At 69.7% G+C, this 21159-nt stretch carries 17 protein-coding genes; 14 read left to right on the plus strand and 3 right to left on the minus strand.

Annotated features, from left to right (window positions below):
- Positions 1–196 precede the first annotated feature (196 nt).
- The 4 genes from OO69_RS39580 to OO69_RS39595 all read left to right on the plus strand — a co-directional run bounded on the left by OO69_RS39580 (position 197) and on the right by OO69_RS39595 (position 4360).
- On the plus strand, positions 197–1600 hold the full coding sequence (locus OO69_RS39580; protein ID WP_033285782.1) for a glycoside hydrolase family 16 protein: 1404 nt from the start codon (positions 197–199) through the stop codon (positions 1598–1600).
- 307 nt (positions 1601–1907) lie between these two features.
- On the plus strand, positions 1908–2789 hold the full coding sequence (locus OO69_RS39585; protein ID WP_033285783.1) for an alpha/beta fold hydrolase: 882 nt from the start codon (positions 1908–1910) through the stop codon (positions 2787–2789).
- Positions 2790–2869: 80 nt separating this feature from the next.
- Positions 2870–3286, plus strand: coding sequence for an organic hydroperoxide resistance protein (locus OO69_RS39590; protein WP_033285784.1), 417 nt, complete (start codon positions 2870–2872; stop codon positions 3284–3286).
- Positions 3287–3331: 45 nt separating this feature from the next.
- Positions 3332–4360, plus strand: a complete 1029-nt coding sequence (locus OO69_RS39595; protein WP_033285785.1) for a methyltransferase — start codon at positions 3332–3334, stop codon at positions 4358–4360.
- A 144-nt stretch (positions 4361–4504) separates the two neighbouring features.
- On the opposite strand, the gene OO69_RS39600 is transcribed toward OO69_RS39595, so the two are convergent.
- Positions 4505–5404 (minus strand): helix-turn-helix domain-containing protein, encoded by a 900-nt coding sequence (locus OO69_RS39600; RefSeq protein ID WP_033285786.1) that lies wholly within the window; start codon positions 5402–5404, stop codon positions 4505–4507.
- Positions 5405–5550: 146 nt separating this feature from the next.
- On the opposite strand from OO69_RS39600, the gene tkt reads away from it, so the two are divergent.
- The 8 genes from tkt to OO69_RS39640 all read left to right on the plus strand — a co-directional run bounded on the left by tkt (position 5551) and on the right by OO69_RS39640 (position 16023).
- A complete protein-coding gene (gene tkt / locus OO69_RS39605; RefSeq protein ID WP_033285787.1) occupies positions 5551–7626 on the plus strand; it encodes a transketolase in 2076 nt (691 codons plus the stop codon).
- 19 nt (positions 7627–7645) lie between these two features.
- Complete coding sequence (gene tal / locus OO69_RS39610) at positions 7646–8791, plus strand: transaldolase (protein ID WP_033285846.1); 1146 nt, start codon at positions 7646–7648, stop codon at positions 8789–8791.
- Positions 8788–10404, plus strand: coding sequence for a glucose-6-phosphate dehydrogenase (gene zwf / locus OO69_RS39615; RefSeq protein ID WP_033285788.1), 1617 nt, complete (start codon positions 8788–8790; stop codon positions 10402–10404). The genes tal and zwf overlap by 4 nt, the downstream gene beginning before the upstream one ends.
- Entirely contained in the window at positions 10401–11336 is a 936-nt protein-coding gene (gene opcA, locus OO69_RS39620) for a glucose-6-phosphate dehydrogenase assembly protein OpcA (protein WP_033285789.1), read from the plus strand. Before zwf ends, opcA begins: the two co-directional genes overlap by 4 nt.
- Positions 11329–12987, plus strand: a complete 1659-nt coding sequence (gene pgi, locus OO69_RS39625; protein WP_033285790.1) for a glucose-6-phosphate isomerase — start codon at positions 11329–11331, stop codon at positions 12985–12987. Before opcA ends, pgi begins: the two co-directional genes overlap by 8 nt.
- Before the next feature lies 1 nt (position 12988).
- Complete coding sequence (gene gnd / locus OO69_RS39630; protein WP_033285791.1) at positions 12989–13864, plus strand: phosphogluconate dehydrogenase (NAD(+)-dependent, decarboxylating); 876 nt, start codon at positions 12989–12991, stop codon at positions 13862–13864.
- Between the two features lie 7 nt (positions 13865–13871).
- Positions 13872–14459, plus strand: coding sequence for a histidine phosphatase family protein (locus OO69_RS39635; protein WP_033285792.1), 588 nt, complete (start codon positions 13872–13874; stop codon positions 14457–14459).
- A gap of 100 nt (positions 14460–14559) precedes the next feature.
- Positions 14560–16023, plus strand: a complete 1464-nt coding sequence (locus OO69_RS39640) for a hypothetical protein (RefSeq protein ID WP_033285793.1) — start codon at positions 14560–14562, stop codon at positions 16021–16023.
- Here the strand turns inward: OO69_RS39640 and OO69_RS39645 are convergent.
- Positions 16010–17809 carry a bifunctional sugar phosphate isomerase/epimerase/4-hydroxyphenylpyruvate dioxygenase family protein gene (locus OO69_RS39645; RefSeq protein ID WP_033285794.1) on the minus strand — a complete coding sequence of 600 codons (1800 nt, stop codon included), beginning with the start codon at positions 17807–17809 and terminating at the stop codon, positions 16010–16012. The two genes, OO69_RS39640 and OO69_RS39645, sit on opposite strands and share 14 nt — an antisense overlap.
- A gap of 32 nt (positions 17810–17841) precedes the next feature.
- Positions 17842–18744, minus strand: coding sequence for a shikimate dehydrogenase (locus OO69_RS39650; RefSeq protein WP_033285795.1), 903 nt, complete (start codon positions 18742–18744; stop codon positions 17842–17844).
- A 168-nt stretch (positions 18745–18912) separates the two neighbouring features.
- Between OO69_RS39650 and OO69_RS39655 the strand changes: the two genes are divergently transcribed.
- On the plus strand, positions 18913–19578 hold the full coding sequence (locus OO69_RS39655) for a TetR/AcrR family transcriptional regulator (RefSeq protein ID WP_033285796.1): 666 nt from the start codon (positions 18913–18915) through the stop codon (positions 19576–19578).
- A gap of 221 nt (positions 19579–19799) precedes the next feature.
- Positions 19800–21140 (plus strand): MFS transporter, encoded by a 1341-nt coding sequence (locus OO69_RS39660; protein ID WP_033285797.1) that lies wholly within the window; start codon positions 19800–19802, stop codon positions 21138–21140.
- Positions 21141–21159: the final 19 nt, after the last annotated feature.

A 21159-nucleotide genomic window follows, 5' to 3' on the forward strand; every position in this document is an offset into this window, starting at 1 on the left:
ACCGAAGACACCTCTCGGAAACCCCCTCTTTCACCGCATTCACCCCCTGAACCCCCGCCCACCGAAAGGACTTTCGCGGCTTCACCTCTTGACGGCCGGAGTGGCTGAGAGCACATTGACCGCGCACCCCACTGCATGAGAGCGCTCTCAGGCAGGCACGGCACCCGCACCCCCACCCCGTATCCGAGAGGCACCGATGAGTGAACCCTCCGGCACGCCGCGCAGACCCCACCCCTTCCGGCGCACCCTGATCGCCGTCCTCAGCACCCTCGGCCTGGCGGCCGCCACCGCCACGGCCTTCACCCTGCCCGCGAACGCGTCCGCGCCCACACCCCCGTCGGGCTGGACGCAGGTCTTCCTGGACGACTTCAACGGCGCCGCGGGCACCGGCGTCTCCACCGCCAACTGGCAGTACGACACCGGGACTTCATACCCGGGCGGAGCCGCCAACTGGGGCACCGGCGAGGTCGAGACGATGACCTCCTCCACCAACAACGTGGCGCTCGACGGCAACGGCAACCTGCTGATCACCCCGCGCCGGGACGCCTCCGGCAACTGGACCTCGGGCCGGATCGAAACCAACCGCACCGACTTCCAGCCGCCGGCCGGCGGGAAGCTCCGCGTCGAGGCCCGTATCCAACTCCCCAACGTCACCGGCTCGTCGGCGCTCGGGTACTGGCCCGCGTTCTGGATGCTGGGCGCGCCCTACCGAGGCAACTATCAAAACTGGCCCAGCGTGGGCGAGTTGGACATCATGGAGAACGTCCAGGGTCTCAACACCGACTGGTCCACGGTCCATTGCGGCACCAGCCCGGGCGGTCCGTGCAACGAGACGACCGGCATCGGCGGTTCGACCGCGTGCACGGGCACGACCTGCCAGGCGGGCTTCCACACCTACGCGATGGAATGGGACCGGTCCACGAGCCTCGAGCAGATCCGCTACTACCTCGACGGCGTCAACTTCGAGACGGTGAACTCCAGTCAGGTCGACGCGACGACCTGGGCCAACGCGACGAACCACGGCTTCTTCATCATCCTGAACGTGGCGATGGGCGGCGGCTTCCCGGACGCGTTCGGCGGCGGCCCCACCAGCGCCACCGACCCGAACCACCCGATGACGGTGGACTACGTCCAGGTGCTCTCGTCCACGGGTAGTGGGAGCGGTACCACGCCCCCGCCGACCGGCAACCGTGACGCCTACAGCGCGATCCAGGCCGAGTCCTACGACAGCCAGTCCGGCACCATCGCCGAGACCACCACGGACACCGGCGGCGGCCAGGACATCGGCTCCATCGCCAACGGCGACTGGGCCCTCTACAAGGGCGTCAACTTCGGCTCCACGGCGGCCACCCAGTTCTACGCCCGGGTCGCGAGCGGTGCGGCGAGCGGGGTCAGCGGTCTGGTCCAGGTACGCCTCGACAGCCCCACCGCGACCCCGGTCGGCAGCTTCGCGCTGGCCAACACCGGGGGCTGGCAGTCATGGAAGACGGTGCCCGCGAACATCAGCTCGGTCACCGGCACCCATGACGTCTACCTCACCTTCACCAGCGGCCAGCCGGCGGACTTCGTGAACGTGAACTGGTTCGACTTCGGCCACTGATCCCAACTCCCCACGGGGCAAAGGGGCTTCACGCGTGCATGCGTGGGGCCCCTGCTCCTTCCGGTCCGGTGGAACGGTCCAAGTGAGGCACCTCGGGGGAGCGGACGTCCGCGCTCCGTCCGGGGCAAGATCACGACCGACTTCCTCTCTGCTGCTAGCCCCTGCCTTCCATCGCAGGTCAGCGGCGCGCGCCTCCACGACCGGCGTCCGGCGCGCGATGGACCGTAGTAGACCGGTCGGCTAGCTTCGGTGGTGCGACGCGGATCGGGCGTCGAAGCCCCTTTCCTCTCACACCCGGAGCAGAGCCATGAACAACCACGGTCGTCAGGACGGCATTCACCCCTTTCCCGCCGGTATGGAGTCGCGCGAGATCGAGACCAACGGCGCCACGATCCATGTGCGCGTCGGCGGGCAGGGGCCGGCGGTCGTGCTGCTGCACGGCTTCGGCACGACGGGCGACATGTGGGGGCACCTGGCCCACGCGCTCATCGAGGACCACACGGTCATCGCGCCCGACCTGCGCGGGCTGGGCCTCTCGTCGAAACCCGACGGCGGCTACGACAAGAAGACCCAGGCGGCGGACGTGTGGGGCGTCCTGGACGCCCTGGGCATCCGTTCCATCGAACTGGTGACGCACGACATCGGCATCATGGTCGGCTACGCGGTCGCCGCCACCCACCCCGAGCGCGTCAGCCGATGGGTGGCGATCGACGCGCCGCTGCCCGGCATCGGCCCGTGGGACCTGATCACACAGGACCCGGCCATGTGGCACTTCGGCTTCGGCGGTCACGACATGGAGCGCCTGGTCGACGGCCGGGAGCGCATCTACCTCGACCGCTTCTGGAACGAACTCTCCGTGGTCCCCGAGCGGTTCGACGAGGCGAAGCGCCAGCACTACGCGGCGCTGTACGCACAGCCCGGCACCATGCGCGCGAGCTTCGCCCAGTTCCTGGCGTTCGCCCAGGACGCGGCCGACAACAGGAAGTTCCTCGCGGAGGGCAAGCTCCCGATGCCGGTTCTGGCCTTCGGCGGCGAAGCCACGTTCGGCCCGGGAATCGGCGAGGTACTGCGGTGCGTCGCCGACGACGTCGAGGACGCGGTCATCCCGGACTGCGGGCACTGGATCACGGAGGAGCAGCCGCAGGCGACGACGGACCTGGTCGTCGACTTCCTGCGCCGGGCTCATTGACAACCGTCCCTCCGTCCCGGAACAGCAATTCATCAGTCGAACGAATCAGTCGAACGAAGTCGAAGGAAGAGGTCGGAATCATGGACGCTGTCTACACCGCGGTCGTCACCGCCAACGGCCGGGACGGCCGCGCCGCCAGCGACGACGGACTGCTCGATGTCCGCCTGGCGTTCCCGCCGGCGCTCGGTGGTGACGGCCGGGGCACCAATCCCGAGCAGCTCTTCGCAGCCGGTTACGCCGCCTGCTTCACCAGCACGCTCGGTGTCGCGGGCCGGGCGGCGAAGGTCGCCACCGGTGAGATCTCGGTGACCGCGGAGATCGGCCTCGCCAAGGACGCCGCGGACGGCGGCTTCGCACTCACCGCGGTGCTGCGCGTGAAGCTGCCCGAGGCGCTGCGCAACGAGACCGGTCGCAAGCTGGTCGAGCAGGCGCACGCGGGCTGCCCGTACTCCAAGGCCACCCGCGGCAACATCCCGGTCGAACTCGTCGTGGAGTAGCGACCCGCCCCGTACACGAAGCGATTCCCCCTGAAGGAGAGCGACTTGACCACCGTACGACCGTCGGCGGCCTCCCACGACCACGAGCGCATGATGGGCATGGTGACGGGCTTCTGGGTCACCCAGACGGTTCGCGCCGCCGCCCTGTACAACCTCGCGGACCACCTCACGGCCGGCACCGACACCGCCGACGCGATCGCCGACACCGAGTCCATCGACCCGGACGCGACCCGCCGCCTGCTGCGCACCTGCGTCTCCCTGGGCCTGACGACCTCCGCCGACGGACATCACTACACCGGCACACCCCTGCTGAGCACACTGCGGCAGGACGACCCCCATTCGCTACGGCACTTCGCCATCTCCCAGTCCGCACCGGGCCATTGGCTGTCGTGGGGCATGTTTCCCGAGGCCGTCCGGACGGGCTCGCACCAGGTCACGGCGGCGCACGGCGAGGCGAACATCTTCGACTACTTCGCCAAGCACCTCGACGAAGCGGCCTCCTTCACCGAGTCGATGAGCAACCTGTCACAGGCCGCCGCCCTCGACATCGCCGCCGTCCTGGACACCCAGGGCGTCACCCTCGCCCTGGACATCGGCGGAGCCGGTGGCGACGTCGTCCGGGCCATGATGCGCGCCAACCCCGCACTCCACGGCGGGGTGTTCGACCTACCCCACATCGCTCCCGCCGCGACCGAAGCGGCCAAGGCCGAGGGGCTCGACGAACGATTCACCACCGTGGGCGGGGACTTCTTCGACTCGGTTCCGCCGGCCGACCTCTACGTACTCAAATACATCCTGCACGACTGGGACGACGCGAGTTGTGTCCGCATCCTCCAGAACTGCCGGGCACAGCTGGCGAAGGGCGGCCGCATCGCCGTCGTCGACCACCTCGTCGACGATGCCGGGCGGCCCGGGCTCGCTCCCCTGATGGATATGAACATGTTGGCCATGACGGGCGGCAGGGAACGCCAACTCGCCGAATTCGACGCCCTGTTCACCGCGGCCGGCCTGCACCGCGTCACGGTGACTCCCGCCGGGGCGTTCGCCGTCATCGAAGCACGGGCCACACCGTGACATCGTCGCGTCGCCGCGCGGAGAGGCGCGCGAACTCCGCCCGGGAACAGCCGAGTTGCGACTGACCGGCCCCGGGGCCCGAGCCCCATCCCGAAGCGACCGGGGTGGGGCTCCTCCGTTTCCCCGCGGCCCGTCCGCGTCACCTCACCTCAGCTCGGCCCGGAACCCCGCCGGCGTCACATCCGTGTGCTGCTGGAAGAACTTGGAGAAGTTCGCCGCGTCGGGGAAGCCAACTGCCGCCCCCACACGGCCGATCGGCAGGTCCGTGTGGGCCAACAGCCGTTTCGCCTCCAGGACGACGCGCTTGTCGATGAAGCCCTTCGGTGTCTCGCCGGTCGCGGCGCGGACCGCGCGGACCAGGGTGCGGCGGGAGTAGCCGAGGGCGTCGGCGTAGGCGCTGACGCTGTGGTTGGTGGCGAAGCCCTTCTCGACGGCGTTCCGGAAGAGGGTGAACGTCGTGTCGGCTTGCCGGGCCGCGTCCTCCGCCGAGCTGGCCGCGAGATGCGCGAGCCGGAGCAGGAAGGCCGTCAGGGAGTGTCGTAGGACAGAGGTGTGGAGGCTGAGCGGGAGGGTGGTCGAGTCCTCGTACTCGCGTTGGAGCTGGCCCAGGGAGGCGCGCAGGGCGGCGAGGCGGGGCTCGTCGGGGTGCAGGACGGGCGGGAGGTCGTAGCGGTAGAGGCCGGTCGCCTCGACCGTGGCGCGCGGGAGGAAGCCGGGCTGCATGGTCAGGACCGTGCCGCGGTACTCGCTGGTCGAGGAGAAGCGGTGGACCTGGCCGGGGCGGATCCACAGGACGTCGCCGGCGCTCACCTCGTACTCGGCGAAGTCGATCATGTGGCGGACCGGGCCGCCGGAGAAGAGCATCACCACATGGAAGTCGATGCGGTGTACGCGGTGCAGGGGCGCGTCGGCGTGCCAGGTGCGGTCGGTGCCCATCGGCCCGACCTGCATGCCGACGCCGCAGACACTCAGATCGACAGGGAAGGGAAACGTTCTGATCACGTCGCCGTCACCGCCGACGTCTTGGATAGTTCTGTCCGTCATGTCCTTCTCGTGCCGCCTCGACGCTCATCCCGGTGTCCCACTTTCACCACAGGCTGGCACACCGGCACCTTCCCTCGTAAAAGTCAGACTTTTAGATTTGAAGGCGTCCGAGCAGTTCTGCCGCTCTTACCGAGGACTTCTTGAAGATGAACGCGCACACACCTGACAGTTTCGAGTGGACCGATCTCGACCGTCGAGCCGTCGACACCGCCCGTGTCCTGGCCGCTGACGCGGTCCAAAAGGTCGGCAACGGCCACCCGGGCACCGCGATGGCCCTGGCTCCCGCCGCGTACACGATCTTTCAGAAGGTGATGCGTCACGACCCCGCGGATCCCGAGTGGACCGGCCGTGACCGCTTCGTCCTCTCCCCCGGCCACACCTCGCTGACGCTGTACACACAGCTGTACCTCGCCGGGTACGAGCTGGAGCTGGACGACCTGAAGGCGTTCCGGACGCACGGCTCGAAGACGCCTGGTCACCCCGAGTACGGGCACACGGCCGGTGTGGAGACCACGACAGGACCGCTCGGACAGGGTGTCGCCAACGCGGTGGGCATGGCCATGGCCGCCCGCTACGAGCGCGGCCTGTTCGACCCCGAGGCCCCCGAGGCCGAGTCGCCCTTCGACCACACGATCTGGGCGATCGTCTCCGACGGCGACCTGGAGGAGGGCATCTCCGCCGAGGCGTCCTCGCTCGCCGGCCACCAGAAGCTCGGCAACCTCGTCTTCGTCTACGACGACAACCACATCTCCATCGAGGGCGACACCGCGACCGCCTTCTCCGAGGACGTCCTCAAGCGCTACGAGGCCTACGGCTGGCACACCCAGCGCATCGAGCCCGCCGCCGAGGGCGACATCGACCCCCACGCGCTGTACACGGCGCTGAAGACGGCGCAGGCCGAGACCGAGCGCCCCTCGATCATCGCGATGCGCACGATCATCGCCTGGCCCGCTCCAAACGCGCAGAACACCGAGGCCGCCCACGGCTCCGCGCTCGGCGCCGACGAGATCGCCGCCACCAAGCGCGTCCTCGGCTTCGACCCCGAGAAGTCCTTCGAGGTCGCCGACGAGGTCATCGCCCACAGCCGCAAGGCCCTGGACCGGGGCGCCGAGGCGCACTCGACCTGGGACAAGCAGCTCGACACCTGGCGCGGCGCCCGGCCCGAGCGCGCGAAGCTCTTCGACCGGATCGTCGCCGGCCAGCTCCCCGAGGGCTGGGAGCAGTCCCTGCCGGTCTTCGAGGAGGGCTCCTCCGTCGCCACCCGCGCCGCCTCCGGCAAGGTCCTCCAGGCACTTGGAACGGTCCTGCCCGAGCTGTGGGGCGGCTCCGCCGACCTCGCCGGTTCGAACAACACCACCATCGACAAGACCTCGTCCTTCCTCCCGAAGGGCAACCCGCTGCCGGAGGCCGACCCGTACGGCCGTACGATCCACTTCGGTATTCGCGAGCACTCGATGGCGGCCGAGATGAACGGGATCGCCCTGCACGGCAACACCCGTGTCTACGGCGGCACCTTCCTGGTGTTCTCCGACTACATGCGCAATGCGGTGCGCCTCTCCGCGCTGATGCAGCTCCCGGTGACGTACGTCTGGACCCACGACTCGATCGGTCTCGGCGAGGACGGCCCCACCCACCAGCCGGTCGAGCACCTCGCCTCGCTGCGCGCCATCCCGGGCCTGAACATCGTGCGCCCGGCCGACGCCAACGAGACCGCGATCGCCTGGGCCGAGATCCTCAAGCGGCACGCCACGAAGCCCGCCCCGCACGGCCTCGCGCTGACCCGCCAGGGTGTGCCCACCTACGCCCCCAACTCCGATGCGGCGCGCGGCGGTTACGTCCTCAAGGACTCCTCCACCGAGACCCCCGACGTCGTGCTCATCGCGACCGGTTCCGAGGTGCACCTCGCCGTCGAGGCGCGGGAGCGGCTGGAGGCCGAGGGCGTGGGTACCCGGGTGGTGTCGATGCCGTCCGTGGAGTGGTTCGAGGAGCAGTCGCGCGAGTACCGCGACAGCGTCCTTCCGCCGTCCGTGAAGGCCCGCGTTGCGGTCGAGGCCGGGATCGGTCTCACGTGGTACCGGTTCGTGGGTGACGCAGGACGCATCGTCTCCCTCGAACACTTCGGCGCCTCCGCCGATGCCAAGACCCTGTTCGCCGAGTTCGGTTTCACGGCCGAGAACGTCGCCGCGACTGCCCGGGAATCCCTTGCCGCCGCGCGCGGTTGATCCGATCGCCAGAAAGAAGATGATCACAGTGACCGAAGTGACCGCCACCGCGGGAGCTCTCAAGCGCCTGTCCGACGAGGGCGTCTCCATCTGGCTGGACGACCTGTCGCGCAAGCGGATCGAGTCCGGCAACCTCGCCGAACTCGTCGACACCAGGAACGTCGTCGGTGTCACCACCAACCCCTCGATCTTCCAGGCCGCCATCGGCTCCGGCGAGGGCTACGAGCAGCAGCTCGCCGACCTGGCCGTGCGCAAGGTGACGGTCGAAGAGGCCGTACGGATGATGACCACCGCCGACGTCCGCGCCGCCGCCGACATCCTGCGCCCGGTCTACGACGCGACCGGCGGCCGGGACGGCCGGGTCTCCATCGAGGTCGACCCCCGGCTCGCCCACAACACCGAGGCGACCATCGCCGAGGCCAAGCAGCTGGCCTGGCTGGTGGACCGTTCCAACGTGATGATCAAGATCCCGGCGACCAAGGCCGGTCTCCCGGCCATCACCGAGGTCATCGGCGAGGGCATCAGCGTCAACGTCACGCTGATCTTCTCCCTGGAGCGCTACCGCGAGGTCATGGACGCCTACCTGGCCGGCCTGGAGAAGGCGAAGGCCGCGGGCATCGACCTGGCGACCATCCACTCCGTGGCCTCCTTCTTCGTCTCCCGCGTCGACTCCGAGATCGACAAGCGCCTGACCGCGATCGGCACGGACGAGGCTCTCGCTCTCAGGGGCAAGGCGGCTCTCGCCAACGCGCGGCTCGCCTACGAGGCCTACGAAGAGGTCTTCTCCGGGGACCGTTGGACCGGTCTAACAGGCGCCAAGGCCAATAAGCAGCGCCCCCTGTGGGCCTCGACCGGTGTGAAGGACCCGTCGTACAAGGACACCCTGTACGTCGACGAACTGGTCGCACCCGGCACCGTCAACACCATGCCCGAGGCGACGCTGAACGCCACCGCCGACCACGGCGACATCCACGGCGACACGGTGACCGGCGGCTACGCGCAGGCCCGCGCCGACCTGGACGCCGTAGAGCGGCTGGGGATCTCGTACGACGTGGTCGTCAAGCAGCTGGAGGACGAGGGCGTCGCCAAGTTCGAGGTGGCCTGGCAGGACCTGCTGGACGCCGTCGCGAAGTCGCTGAGCAGCAAGGGGGTCGACGGGGAATGAGCGACGAACTTCCCGGAACGAAACCGGCCGCGGCAGCCGAAGCCGCCGTGCAGGAGCTGACCGTCGAGGAACTCACGGACGCCCTGGCCGCCGGCTGGGACAACCCGCTGCGTGACCCCCGCGATCGCCGGCTCCCCCGGATCGCGGGTCCGTCCGGGCTGGTCATCTTCGGGGTCACCGGTGACCTGTCCCGCAAGAAGCTGATGCCGGCCGTGTACGACCTGGCCAACCGCGGCATGCTGCCGCCGGGCTTCTCGCTCGTCGGGTTCGCCCGGCGGGACTGGGAGGACCAGGACTTCGCGCAGGTGGTGCACGACTCGGTGCGCGAGCACTCCCGGACCGAGTTCCGCGAGGAGGTCTGGCAGCAGCTCGCCGAGGGCATGCGGTTCATCCCGGGCGACTTCGACGACGACACGGCGTTCAAGCAACTGCGCGCCGCTGTCGACGAGTTGGACACCTCCCGGGGCACCAGCGGCAACTACGCGTTCTACCTCTCCGTACCGCCGAAGTTCTTCCCGAAGGTCGTCCAGCAGCTGAAGAAGCACGGCCTCGCGACGGCCGCCGAGGGTTCCTGGCGCCGCGCGGTCATCGAGAAGCCGTTCGGCCGCGACCTGAAGAGCGCGCGTGAGCTGAACAAGATCGTGCACGAGGTGTTCGACCCGGACCAGGTGTTCCGCATCGACCACTACCTCGGCAAGGAGACGGTCCAGAACATCCTGGCGCTGCGCTTCGCCAACCAGATGTACGAGCCCATCTGGAACCGGTCCTACGTCGACCACATCCAGATCACGATGGCCGAGGACATCGGCATCGGCGGGCGCGCCGGCTACTACGACGGCATCGGTTCGGCCCGTGACGTCATCCAGAACCACCTCCTGCAGCTGATGGCGCTCACCGCCATGGAGGAGCCGATCGCCTTCGACGAGGAGGCGCTGCTCACCGAGAAGCTCAAGGTGCTGAAGTCGGTGCGGCTGCCCGAGAAGCTGGGCGAGCACACGGTGTTCGGGCAGTACGCGGAGGGCTGGCAGGGCGGCGAGAAGGTCGTCGGCTACCTCCAGGAGGACGGCATCGACCCGCAGTCGAAGACCGACACCTACGCGGCCGTCAAGCTGGAGGTGGACAACCGCCGCTGGGCGGGCATCCCCTTCTACCTGCGCACCGGCAAGCGGCTCGGGCGGCGCGTGACGGAGATCGCGGTCGTCTTCAAGCGCGCCCCGCACTCCCCCTTCGACTCCAGCGCCACCGAGGAGCTGGGCCAGAACGCGATCGTCATCCGGGTCCAGCCCGACGAGGGCATGACGGTCCGGTTCGGCTCGAAGGTGCCGGGCACCTCGATGGAGATCCGGGACGTGTCCATGGACTTCGCCTACGGCGAGTCGTTCACGGAGTCGAGCCCGGAGGCGTACGAGCGGCTCATCCTGGATGTGCTGCTCGGCGACGCCAACCTGTTCCCGCGCCACCAGGAAGTGGAAGAGTCCTGGAAGATCCTCGACCCGATCGAGGAGTACTGGGCACAGAACGGCAAGCCCGCGCAGTACTCCTCGGGCAGCTGGGGTCCCGAGGAGGCGGACGAGATGCTCGCACGAGACGGACGGAGCTGGCGCAGGCCATGAAGATCGACCTGAGCGACACCACGGCAAGCAAGATCAACAAGGCGCTGGTGCAGGGTCGCCGCGACATCGGCACCCCTGCCGTGGGCATGGTCCTGACGATGGTCATCGTCACGGACGAGGAGAACGCCTACGACTCGATCAAGGCGGCCGAGGAGGCCTCGCACGAGCACCCCTCGCGCACCCTGGTCGTCATCAAACGGCACGCCCGCACCCCGCGGGACCGGACCAACTCGCACCTCGACGCCGAGGTCCGGGTGGGCGCCGACGCCGGCACCGGCGAGACGGTCGTGCTGCGGACCTACGGCGAGGTGTCCGACCACGCCGACTCCGTGGTGCTGCCGCTGCTGCTGCCGGACGCGCCGGTCGTCGTCTGGTGGCCCGGGGACGCCCCCGAGATCCCGGCGAAGGACCCGCTGGGCGCCCTCGCGCAGCGCCGGATCACCGACCTGTACTCGGCGACGAACCCGCTGGAGGCGCTGGACGCCCGCGCCCGTGCCTACGCGCCCGGCGACACCGACCTCGCCTGGACCCGGTTGACGCCGTGGCGTTCGATGCTGGCGGCGGCTCTGGACCAGTCCAAGTCGAAGATCACCTCGGGTGCCGTGGAGAGCGAGGCCGACAACCCGGCCGCCGAGCTGCTGGCCCGCTGGCTGGAGGCCCGCCTCAAGGTGAAGATCGACCGCGTGGTCACCGACGGGCCGGTCATCACGGCCGTTCGCCTCGGCACCGGCGCCGGCGAGGTGGTCATCGACCGTCCCGAGGGCCCGCTGGCCACGCTGTCCCTGCCCGGACAGCCGTCCCGCACCCTCGCGCTGAAGGTCCGCACGACCTCCGAACTCATCGCCGAGGAGCTGCGGCGCCTCGACGCCGACGAGATGTACGCCATCGCCCTGCGGGCCGAGGGCACCAAGGAGACCCCCCGTCATGTCTGACTCCCCCAAGCTCGTGCGGCGGCCCGAGTGGACCGCTCTGGAGGACCACCGCGCGGCCGAACTGAGCCCGCAGCTGCGTGAGTTGTTCGCCGCGGACCCGGGGCGCGCGGAGCGGTACGTGGTCACCGTCGGCGATCTGCGCATCGACTACTCCAAGCACCTGATCACGGACGAGACCCTCGCCCTCCTCCAGGAACTGGCCACCGCCACCGGCGTGTTCGGCCTCCGCGACGCCATGTTCCGCGGCGAGAAGATCAACGTCACCGAGGACCGCGCGGTCCTGCACACCGCGCTGCGTGCCCCGCGTGACGCGGTGATCGAGGTCGACGGCGAGAACGTGGTGCCCCAAGTCCACGCCGTGCTCGACAAGATGGCCGGCTTCGCGAACCGGGTCCGCTCCGGCGAGTGGACCGGGCACACGGGCCGCCGTATCCGCAATGTCGTCAACATCGGCATCGGCGGCTCGGATCTCGGTCCGGCGATGGCGTACGAGGCTCTCCGCGCCTTCACCGACCGCTCGTTGACGGTCCGGTTCGTATCGAACGTGGACGGCGCCGACCTGCACGAGGCGACCCGCGACCTCGACCCGGCCGAGACGCTGTTCATCGTCGCGTCCAAGACCTTCACCACGATCGAGACGATCACCAACGCGACGTCCGCCCGGACATGGCTCCTTGAGGGTCTCGGCGGTGACGACAAGGCCGTCGCGAAGCACTTCGTGGCGCTGTCGACCAACGCCGGGAAGGTGTCGGACTTCGGCATCGACACGGACAACATGTTCGAGTTCTGGGACTGGGTCGGCGGACGCTACTCCTACGACTCGGCCATCGGCTTGTCTCTGATGATCGCCATCGGCCCGGACCGTTTCCGCGAGATGCTCGACGGTTTCCACCTCGTCGACGAGCACTTCCGCACCGCACCCGCCGAGTCCAACGCGCCTTTGCTGCTCGGCCTGTTGGGTGTCTGGTACGGCAACTTCTTCGACGCGCAGTCGCACGCCGTGCTGCCGTACTCGCACTATCTCTCCAAGTTCACCGCCTACTTGCAGCAGCTGGACATGGAGTCCAACGGCAAGTCCGTGGACCGGGACGGGAATCCGGTGGAGTGGCAGACCGGCCCGGTGGTGTGGGGCACGCCCGGCACGAACGGCCAGCACGCCTACTACCAACTCATCCACCAGGGCACGAAGTTGATCCCGGCGGACTTCATCGGTTTCGTCAACCCGATCGGCGAGCTGAGCGAAGGCCTCAAGGCGCAGCACGACCTGCTGATGGCCAACTTCTTCGCCCAGACCCAGGCGTTGGCCTTCGGGAAGACGCCGGACGAGGTGCGCGCGGAGGGTGTGCCCGAGGAGCTGGTGCCGCACAAGACGTTCAAGGGCAACCACCCCACGACCACGATCCTGGCCCGCGAGCTGACCCCGTCCGTGCTCGGGCAGTTGATCGCGCTCTACGAGCACAAGGTGTTCGTGCAGGGCGCGGTCTGGAACATCGACTCCTTCGACCAGTGGGGCGTCGAGCTGGGCAAGGTCCTCGCCAAGCGCGTCGAACCCGCCCTGACCGAGGGCGCGGACGTGCCCGGTCTCGACTCCTCCACCGCCGCTCTCGTGGCCACCTACCGGACGCTCCGTAATTCCCAGGAAGTGAACTGACATGCAGCTCGGACTGATCGGCCTCGGCAAGATGGGCGGCAACATGCGCGAGCGCATCCGCCGCGCGGGCCACACCGTCATCGGCTACGACCGCAACCCCGAGGTCTCCGACGTGAGCGACCTGGCCGAACTGGTCGGCAAGCTCGAAGCGCCGCGCACGGTATGGGTGATGGTCCCGGCCGGTGCCCCGACCCAGTCGGTCGTCGACGAGCTGGGCGAGCTGCTCCAGCCCGGCGACGTCATCGTCGACGGCGGCAACTCCCGCTGGACGGACGACGAGAAGCACGCCGAGGAGCTGGGCGCCAAGGGCATCGGCTTCGTCGACGCGGGCGTCTCCGGCGGTGTGTGGGGTCTGCAGAACGGCTACGCGCTGATGGTCGGCGGCGACGCCGAGAACATCGCGAAGGTGCAGCCGATCTTCGACGCGCTGAAGCCCGAGGGCGAGTTCGGCTTCGTCCACGCCGGCAAGGTCGGCGCCGGGCACTTCTCCAAGATGGTCCACAACGGCATCGAGTACGCCATGATGCAGGCGTACGCCGAGGGTTGGGAGCTGCTGGAGAAGGTCCACTCCGTCACCGACGTGCGCGAGGTGTTCCGCTCCTGGCAGGAGGGCACCGTCATCCGCTCGTGGCTGCTGGACCTGGCGGTCAACGCCCTTGACGGCGACGAGCACTTGGACAAGCTGCGCGGTTTCGCGGAGGACTCCGGCGAGGGCCGCTGGACCGTCGAGGCGGCCATCGACAACGCCGTGCCGCTGCCCGCGATCACGGCCTCCCTGTTCGCGCGGTTCGCCTCGCGCCAGGACGACTCGCCGCAGATGAAGATGATCGCGGCGCTGCGCAACCAGTTCGGCGGTCACGCCGTCGAGTCCAAGTAGGCCTGCCGTGGGGGATCTTCTGCTGGTCCGCCACGGCGAGACGGAGTGGAGCGTGTCGGGCCAGCACACCAGCTGGACCGACCTGCCCCTCACCCAGCACGGCGAGGAACAGGCCAAGTCCCTCGCTCCGCTCCTCTCGGACCGGACCTTCGCGCTCGCCCTGACCAGCCCGCTCGGCCGCGCGATACGCACCGCCGAACTCGCGGGCATCACCGGGGCCGTACCCGACCCCGACCTGCACGAGTGGGACTACGGCGCCTACGAGGGCGTCACCACCGTCGACATCCATCGCACCCGCCCCGACTGGTACTTGTGGACCGACGGCGTGCCGCCGGGCCCGGCCGGACACCCCGGCGAGTCCCCGGACGAGATCAGCGACCGGGCCGACCGGGTCCTGAAGCGGGTGGACTCCGCGCTCGTGGACGGTGACGTGATCCTCGTGGCCCACGCCCACTTCCTGCGCGTCCTCACGGCCCGCCGACTGGGCCTGACGGCGGCGGACGGCCGCCTGTTCCAGCTGGCCACCGGCACGGTCAGCCGCCTCTCCACCGAGCACGACCGCCCGGTGATCGCGGAGTGGAACACCAGGCCGTAGCGACGCCACAACTCCCCGGCCCGGACCGTATGTTGACGTGCGGTCCGGGCCGTTGTCGTCCCCTGTGCCCGCGAGGTCCGCGCGGATAGAGTCCCGCTTGATGGAGATCAACGATCTGACACCGGCCGAGGAACAGGTGTGGCGGGCCTTCCCGTTGGGCGAGTCCGTGGACTTCCGCACGGCGGAGGACACGGACGTGGCCCTCGGCGACGACTGGGGGCCCGAACGGAGCGTCCGCGCCGCGGTGTTGAGGGCACTGCTGCTCAACGGGCCGCAGGAGGAGGGCGAGATCGCCGCCCTCAAACTGGCGGGCGCCCGTATCACCGGTGTACTGGACTTCCAGTACGGGACGACGGACCGCTCCGTCCGGCTGAACCACTGCCATTTCGACGAGGTCCCCAACCTGTACGGCGCCCGGTTCCGGCAACTCAACCTGAGTGATTCGGTGCTGCCGGGACTGACCGCGGCCACACTGCGGCTCGACGGCGTACTGCGCCTGACGGACTGCCGGTTGCGGGGACCCGTGCGGCTGGGCGGGGCCCAGATATCGGGTGCGCTGTTCATGGAACGGGCACAGCTCACGGCGCCGGACGCGGCGGAGCCGGTGCTCCAGCTCAACCAGGCTGCCATCGGCGACGACATGTGGGTGCCCGGGCTGCGGGTCCAGGGCCAGGTGCGTCTCGACGGTGCCACCGTCGCCGGTTCCATCAACCTGAACGACGCCGTGCTGGACCATCCCGGGCACACCGCCCTCCAGGCGGAGACGCTGACCGTCGGCATCGACCTCCACGCCATGCGCGTCGTCGTACGAGGCCGTCTCGACCTGCGCGGCGCCCGCATCCCCGGCCAACTCGGCCTGACCTACGCCGATCTGCAGAACCCCGGCGACGTCGCGCTGCGGGCGAGCAGCGCGGTGATCGGGGAACTGTGGCTGCGGGAGGCGGCACCCATCGTGGGCCGGGTCAATCTGCGCCGGTCCCAGATCGAGACCCTGCACGTGGCCCAGGAGACCTGGCCCGCCGAGGTGCGGCTGGACGGCCTCACCTATACGACGCTGTCCCCGCACGAACCGGCCGAGCGCCGGCTGCCGCTGCTCGAACGGGACCGTGACGGCTATGTCCCCTACGCCTACGAACAGTTGACCGCTGCCTATCTCCGGATCGGCGACGACGCGGCCGCCCGCCTCGTGCAACTCGCCAAGCAGCGCCGCCTGCGCGCCACCCGCCCCTGGTACGGCCGTATCTGGGGCTACGTCCAGGACGCCACCGTCGGCTACGGCTTCCGCCCGCTGCGTGCCTGCGCCTGGCTGCTGTCGCTACTGGCGATCGGTTCCCTCGCCTACGGCCTGCACCACCCGCACGCCCTCAAGGCGTCCGAGGCCCCGCACTTCAACCCGGTGTTCTACACGCTCGACCTGCTGCTCCCGGTGATCTCCTTCGGCCAGGAGGAGGCGTTCGCGCCGGACGGCTGGTACCAGTACCTCGCCTACGGCCTGATCATCACCGGCTGGATCCTGGCCACGACGGTCGTCACCGGCGTCACCAGGACCGTCAGCCGCCAGTGAGCCGCTTCGCCGCGTGCTGGGCGGCCAGCCGCACCGGCGCGTTCTGGGCGCCGTAACCGCGGTAGCCCTGCTCGCGCTGGACCAGTTCGAAGAAGACCCGCCCGACCGTCCGGGTGTAGCAGTGCCGGAACTCGCCGCCCGCGTCCCGGTCGTAGAGGATCCCGAGGTCCTGGTAGGTCTCCAACTCGCCCTCGGCGAAGTCGAATCGGGCCGCGAGGTCGTCGTAGTAGTTCGCGGGCATGCGGAGCAGTTGACCGCCGGACTCGCGGAAGCGGCGGGCCGCGGCGACCACGTCCTCCGTCGCGAGGGCGATGTGTTGGGCGTGGGCACCGTCCTCGCTCGGGGCCGCGCCGACGCTCAGCGCGATACGGACGCTGCCGTCGGGGGTGGTGACGGCGCGGCTGCGCAGCAGACCGTAGGGGTCGGCGACGTCGACGCTCTCCTGGGCCTGCAGGCCAAGGACGCTGCGGTGGAAGAGAGTTGCCTCGTCGAAGTGGTGCCAGGGCTGGGTGAGGGCGAGGTGGTCGATGCGCTGGATGCCTGTACCTGTGGGCAGTTCGTCTGCGGTGTCGGTGAAGTCGGCTCGCCAGCCCGGGAGTTCGGGGGTGGCACTGGCGCAGAAGAAGAGTTCCGTGCCGTCCGGGGCGGCCACGGCGTCGAGTTGGGCGTCACCGGGTGCGCGACGGCGGGGCAGGACCGGGGCGAGAAGGGCCTCGGCGCGGCGGGCGGCGCCCTCCGGGTCGGGTGACTCCAGGCCGATCGCGGCGAGGGCGGTGCCGTCCCGTCGTAGGGCGGGGCCGGTGTTGACCAGGATGCGGGCCTCGCCCTGCTGCCACAGGTCCACCGGTTTGCCGTGGTGGCGGGCGGTGCGGGTGAAGCCGAGGGCGCCGAGCAGGGCCGAGACGGGTTCCGCGTCGGGGGTGACGAGTTCGGCGAAGGCGATGCCCGTGGGGACTACGGGAGTTGGGGGCTCCAGTACGCCTACCGTCTCCTGGAGGACCAGCAGCGAGCGTTGGGCGTCGACCGCCGTCGGGCCCGCTTCCGCCTGCCGGAACACGTCGTTGAAGACCTCCAGCGAGAGGGGGCCGTCGTAGCCGGCGGTCAGGACGTGCCGTACGAGTCCGGCGACGTCGAAGCCGCCCTGGCCGGGGAAGCAGCGGTAGTGGCGGCTCCACTGCAGGACGTCCATCGCGAGCAGCGGGGCGTCGGCGAGCTGGAGGAAGAAGATCTTCTCGCCGGGGATGTCCTCGATGCCCTTGGGGTCGGAGCCGCGGGACAGGATGTGGAAGCTGTCGAGGCAAGTGCCGAGGGCCGGGTGGTCGGCCGCCTCGACGATGCGCCAGGCGTGGTCGTACGTGCTGACGTGCCGCCCCCAGGCGAGCGCCTCGTACGCGACGCGGACGCCGAACTCCTGGGCGAGGTCGGCCAGTTGGCCGAGCTGGGCGGCGGCGAGGGCGTCGTCGTCCTCGGCGAGCGGGGAGACGCTGGAGCAGACGAGGAGGGTGTCGGTGCCGAGCCTGCGCATCAGCTCGAACTTGTGCCGGGCGCGGCGCAGGTTACGGGCGAACTCGGCCTCGGGCACCGCCTCGATGTCCCGCATCGGCTGGTAGAGGTCGATGGTCAGGCCGAGGTCGGCGCACCGGGCGCGGATCTCCTCGGGCGCGAGCGGGCTGGCGAGCAGGTCGTTCTCGAAGATCTCGACGCCGTCGAAGCCGGCCCGGGAGGCGGCGGTGAGTTTCTCGGTGAGGGATCCGCTGAGGGAGACGGTGGCGATGGACGTGCGCATCGGGGTACCTCTCGGTTTCGCTGCGGGCACGGCTATTTCGGCGCGGGCACGGCACCGGCCAACTCGGCGATGTCCGCGAGCATGCGGGCGCTGTCGGGCTCCCGGCCGGTGAACAGGCGGAACGCGTCCGCCGCCTGGAAGACCGCCATGCCGCCGCCGTCGAGGGTGGCGCAGCCCAACGCACGGGCCAGGCTGAGTAGTTGCGTCTCCAGGGGGCGGTAGACGACCTCGGCGACCCAGAGCGAGGAGTCCAACAGGCGGGCAGGGAAGGGCAGTCCGGGGTGGGCGGCCATCCCGGTGGGGGTGGCGTGGACGATGCCGTCGGCGGCGGCGAGCAGCTCGGGCAGCCGGTCGGGGGTGGCGCCGGCCGCGCGGCCCGGGCCGAAGTGGCGGTTCAGGGAGTCGGCGAGGGCGTTGGACCGTTCCGGAAGCGCGTCGACGACGGTGACGCGCTCGGCGCCGAGGGTGAGCGTGGCGTGCGCCACGGCCGCGCCCGCGCCGCCCGCGCCGAGCTGGACGACGCGTTCCATGGGCGCGTCGGGCAGTCCGCGCGCGAAGGAGGCGGCGAAGCCGGTGACGTCCGTGTTGTGGCCGATCGCGCGGCCGTCCGCGTCGAAGACGACGGTGTTGACCGCGCCCAGCGCCTCGGCCTGTGGGGCGAGCCCGTCGAGGTGCTCGATGACGAGCTGCTTGCACGGGTGGGTGATGTTGAGCCCCTGGAAGCCCAAGTCGCGGGCGGCGCGCACCAGTTCGCCGACCGCCTCGGGGCCGACGCCGAGCACGTCGATGTCGATGAGCCGGTACAGATAGCGCAGCCCCTGCCGGTCGGCCTCGCGTTCGTGCAGGGCCGGGCTGAGGGACGGCCCGATGCCGGAACCGATCAGCCCGACCAGGTACGAGTCGACGAGAGACGGTTCCTTGAAGACGTCGGCCACGGTGGCCCTCCTGAGCGGCTCACTAATGTACGAACTAGTACGTTAGCTATATCAGGATCGCGGACCCACGGGAAGGCCCCGACCGGGAACTCGACCGCTCCCCGCCGGTCCCTCCTTCTACAATCGGCCGCACACCGCGCGCACGCCCGAAGGAAGCCAAGGAACCCGATGACCAGCGTCGAAGAACCGGCACGACCGAACGGGCGCATCCGTGACGCGGCCCGCACCAAGGCCGAGATCCTCGACGTGGCCACGCACGAGTTCGCCCGGGCCGGCTACGACGGCGCCCGCGTCGACGAGATCGCCGCCCGCACCCGCACCACCAAGCGGATGATCTACTACTACTTCGGCGGCAAGGAACAGCTCTTCACCGCCGTTCTGGAACGGTCCTACGGCGTGATCCGCGAGGCCGAACGCGGCCTGGACGTCGAGCACCTGGACCCGGTCGCGGCCATCCGCCGGCTCGCGGAGCTGACCTTCGACCACCACGAGCAGCACCCGGACTTCATCCGCCTGGTGTCCATCGAGAACATCCACGGCGCCGAGCACATCGCCGCCTCCGAGAAGCTCGGGAAGATCGGTTCGCCCGCCCTCGACGTGATCCGCCGCATCCTGGAGGCGGGCCAGAAGTCCGGCCTGTTCACGGCCGACGTGGACGCCGTCGACCTGCACGCGATGATCAGTTCCTTCTGCTTCTTCCGGGTCGCCAACCGGCACACCTTCGGCGCCCTGTTCGGCCGCGACCTGGTGGCACCGGCCCAGCGCGAGCACTACCGGACCATGCTGGGCGACATGGTGATCGCCTATCTGACGGCGGAGCGGGCGACGGACTGAGCCGCGAGATCCTTCGGTACGGCCTCTTGACACCCGGGAAACGTGAGCGCAACATCCGTAGCCAACCGCTACTAACTATCCAGTGGGTTAATTAGCCGGGCAGCACCGCGGCCTCCGGCACAGCCGTCCCGTCATCCCGCCGTCCCGTCACCCCAGGGATCCGGCACCTCTCCCCCGCCGCTCACTCCGCCTACGGTGGAGTCCCCCCGAAGGAGCAAGCCGTGTCCGTCCCCGCCAAAGCCGTCGGGCAACCGAAAAAGGCCGCCACCGCCGCCTGGATCGGCAGCGCCCTGGAGTACTACGACTTCTTCATCTACGGCAGTGCCGCCGCGCTGATCTTCCCGAAGGTCTTCTTCGACGACTCGGACCCGGCGACGGCCACCCTGCTCTCCCTCGCGACCTTCGGTGTCGCCTACGCGGCCCGCCCGGTCGGCGCGCTGTTCCTCGGGCACTTCGGCGACCGGGTCGGCCGCAAGAAGATCATGATCTTCACGCTGCTGCTGATGGGCCTGTCGACGTTCCTCATCGGCTGCCTGCCCACGCGCGGCCAAGTCGGCACGCTCGCGCCGGTGTTGCTCGTGCTGTGCCGGGTCCTCCAGGGCATCTCGGCGGCGGGCGAACAGGCCAGCGCCAGTTCCATGACGCTGGAGCACGCGCCGGCCGACCGGCGCGGCTTCTTCACCAGTTTCACGCTGGGCGGCACCCAGGGCGGCCAGCTGATCGCCACCCTCGTGTTCCTCGCCGTGGCCCAACTCCCGGACAAGCAGCTGCTGTCGTGGGGTTGGCGCGTTCCCTTCTGGGCGAGCGTGCTGGTCGCGGTCGCGGGGTACTTCATCCGCCGCAACCTCCAGGAGACCCCGGCCTTCGCCGAGCAGGCGGCGACCGAGGGCGTCGTCAAACTGCCCCTCGTAGTCCTGCTGCGCGAACACTGGGCGGACGTCCTGCGGGTGATCGCGGGCGCGCTCATCGCCTCCGTCTCGACGATCTTCACGGTGTGGGCGCTGGCCTACGCGACCAGCGACTCCGTCGGCATGTCCCGCTCGTCGATGCTGTGGGTGGGCGCGCTGGCCAACCTCGTCGCCCTGGCCGCGATCCCCCTGTGGGCCACGCTCTCCGACCGCATCGGCCGACGTCCCGTCTATCTGATCGGCGCGATCGGCAGCGCGATCACGATGTTCCTCTACCTCTGGGCGATCTCGACCGGCTCCTACGCCCTCACCCTGATCCTCGGCGTGGTCGCCTTCGGCGTCGTCTACAGCGCCGCGAACGGCGTGTGGCCCTCCTTCTACGGCGAGATGTTCTCGACCCGGGTCCGGCTGTCCGGCATGGCCATCGGCACCCAGATCGGCTTCGCGGTGGCCGGGTTCGCGGTCACGTTCGCCGCGCAGATCGCGGGTCCCGACGGCACGGACTGGTCGTCGGTGGCGCTGTTCACGGCGGCGCTGTGCGTCCCGCCGGTCATCGCGGCGCTCACGGCCCGCGAGACGCACACGGTCCCGACGGAACTGCTCGGCTCGCGGTCGCCCCGGGCGGCGTCGCACCCGGAGACGGTGACGGCCTGACCTCCGCTCCCCAACTACC

The organism is Streptomyces sp. NRRL F-525, assembly GCF_000716605.1.
Taxonomy (GTDB): domain Bacteria; phylum Actinomycetota; class Actinomycetes; order Streptomycetales; family Streptomycetaceae; genus Streptomyces.

Coding starts and splice junctions, on each gene's coding strand:
- OO69_RS39580 (WP_033285782.1), top strand. CDS start 197: ATGAGTGAACCCTCCGGCACGCCGCGCAGACCCCACCCCTTCCGGCGC.
- tal (WP_033285846.1), top strand. CDS start 7,646: ATGATCACAGTGACCGAAGTGACCGCCACCGCGGGAGCTCTCAAGCGC.
- pgi (WP_033285790.1), top strand. CDS start 11,329: ATGTCTGACTCCCCCAAGCTCGTGCGGCGGCCCGAGTGGACCGCTCTG.
- OO69_RS39590 (WP_033285784.1), top strand. CDS start 2,870: ATGGACGCTGTCTACACCGCGGTCGTCACCGCCAACGGCCGGGACGGC.
- gnd (WP_033285791.1), top strand. CDS start 12,989: ATGCAGCTCGGACTGATCGGCCTCGGCAAGATGGGCGGCAACATGCGC.
- zwf (WP_033285788.1), top strand. CDS start 8,788: ATGAGCGACGAACTTCCCGGAACGAAACCGGCCGCGGCAGCCGAAGCC.
- OO69_RS39585 (WP_033285783.1), top strand. CDS start 1,908: ATGAACAACCACGGTCGTCAGGACGGCATTCACCCCTTTCCCGCCGGT.
- OO69_RS39655 (WP_033285796.1), top strand. CDS start 18,913: ATGACCAGCGTCGAAGAACCGGCACGACCGAACGGGCGCATCCGTGAC.
- opcA (WP_033285789.1), top strand. CDS start 10,401: ATGAAGATCGACCTGAGCGACACCACGGCAAGCAAGATCAACAAGGCG.
- tkt (WP_033285787.1), top strand. CDS start 5,551: ATGAACGCGCACACACCTGACAGTTTCGAGTGGACCGATCTCGACCGT.
- OO69_RS39640 (WP_033285793.1), top strand. CDS start 14,560: ATGGAGATCAACGATCTGACACCGGCCGAGGAACAGGTGTGGCGGGCC.
- OO69_RS39645 (WP_033285794.1), bottom strand. CDS start 17,809: ATGCGCACGTCCATCGCCACCGTCTCCCTCAGCGGATCCCTCACCGAG.
- OO69_RS39600 (WP_033285786.1), bottom strand. CDS start 5,404: ATGACGGACAGAACTATCCAAGACGTCGGCGGTGACGGCGACGTGATC.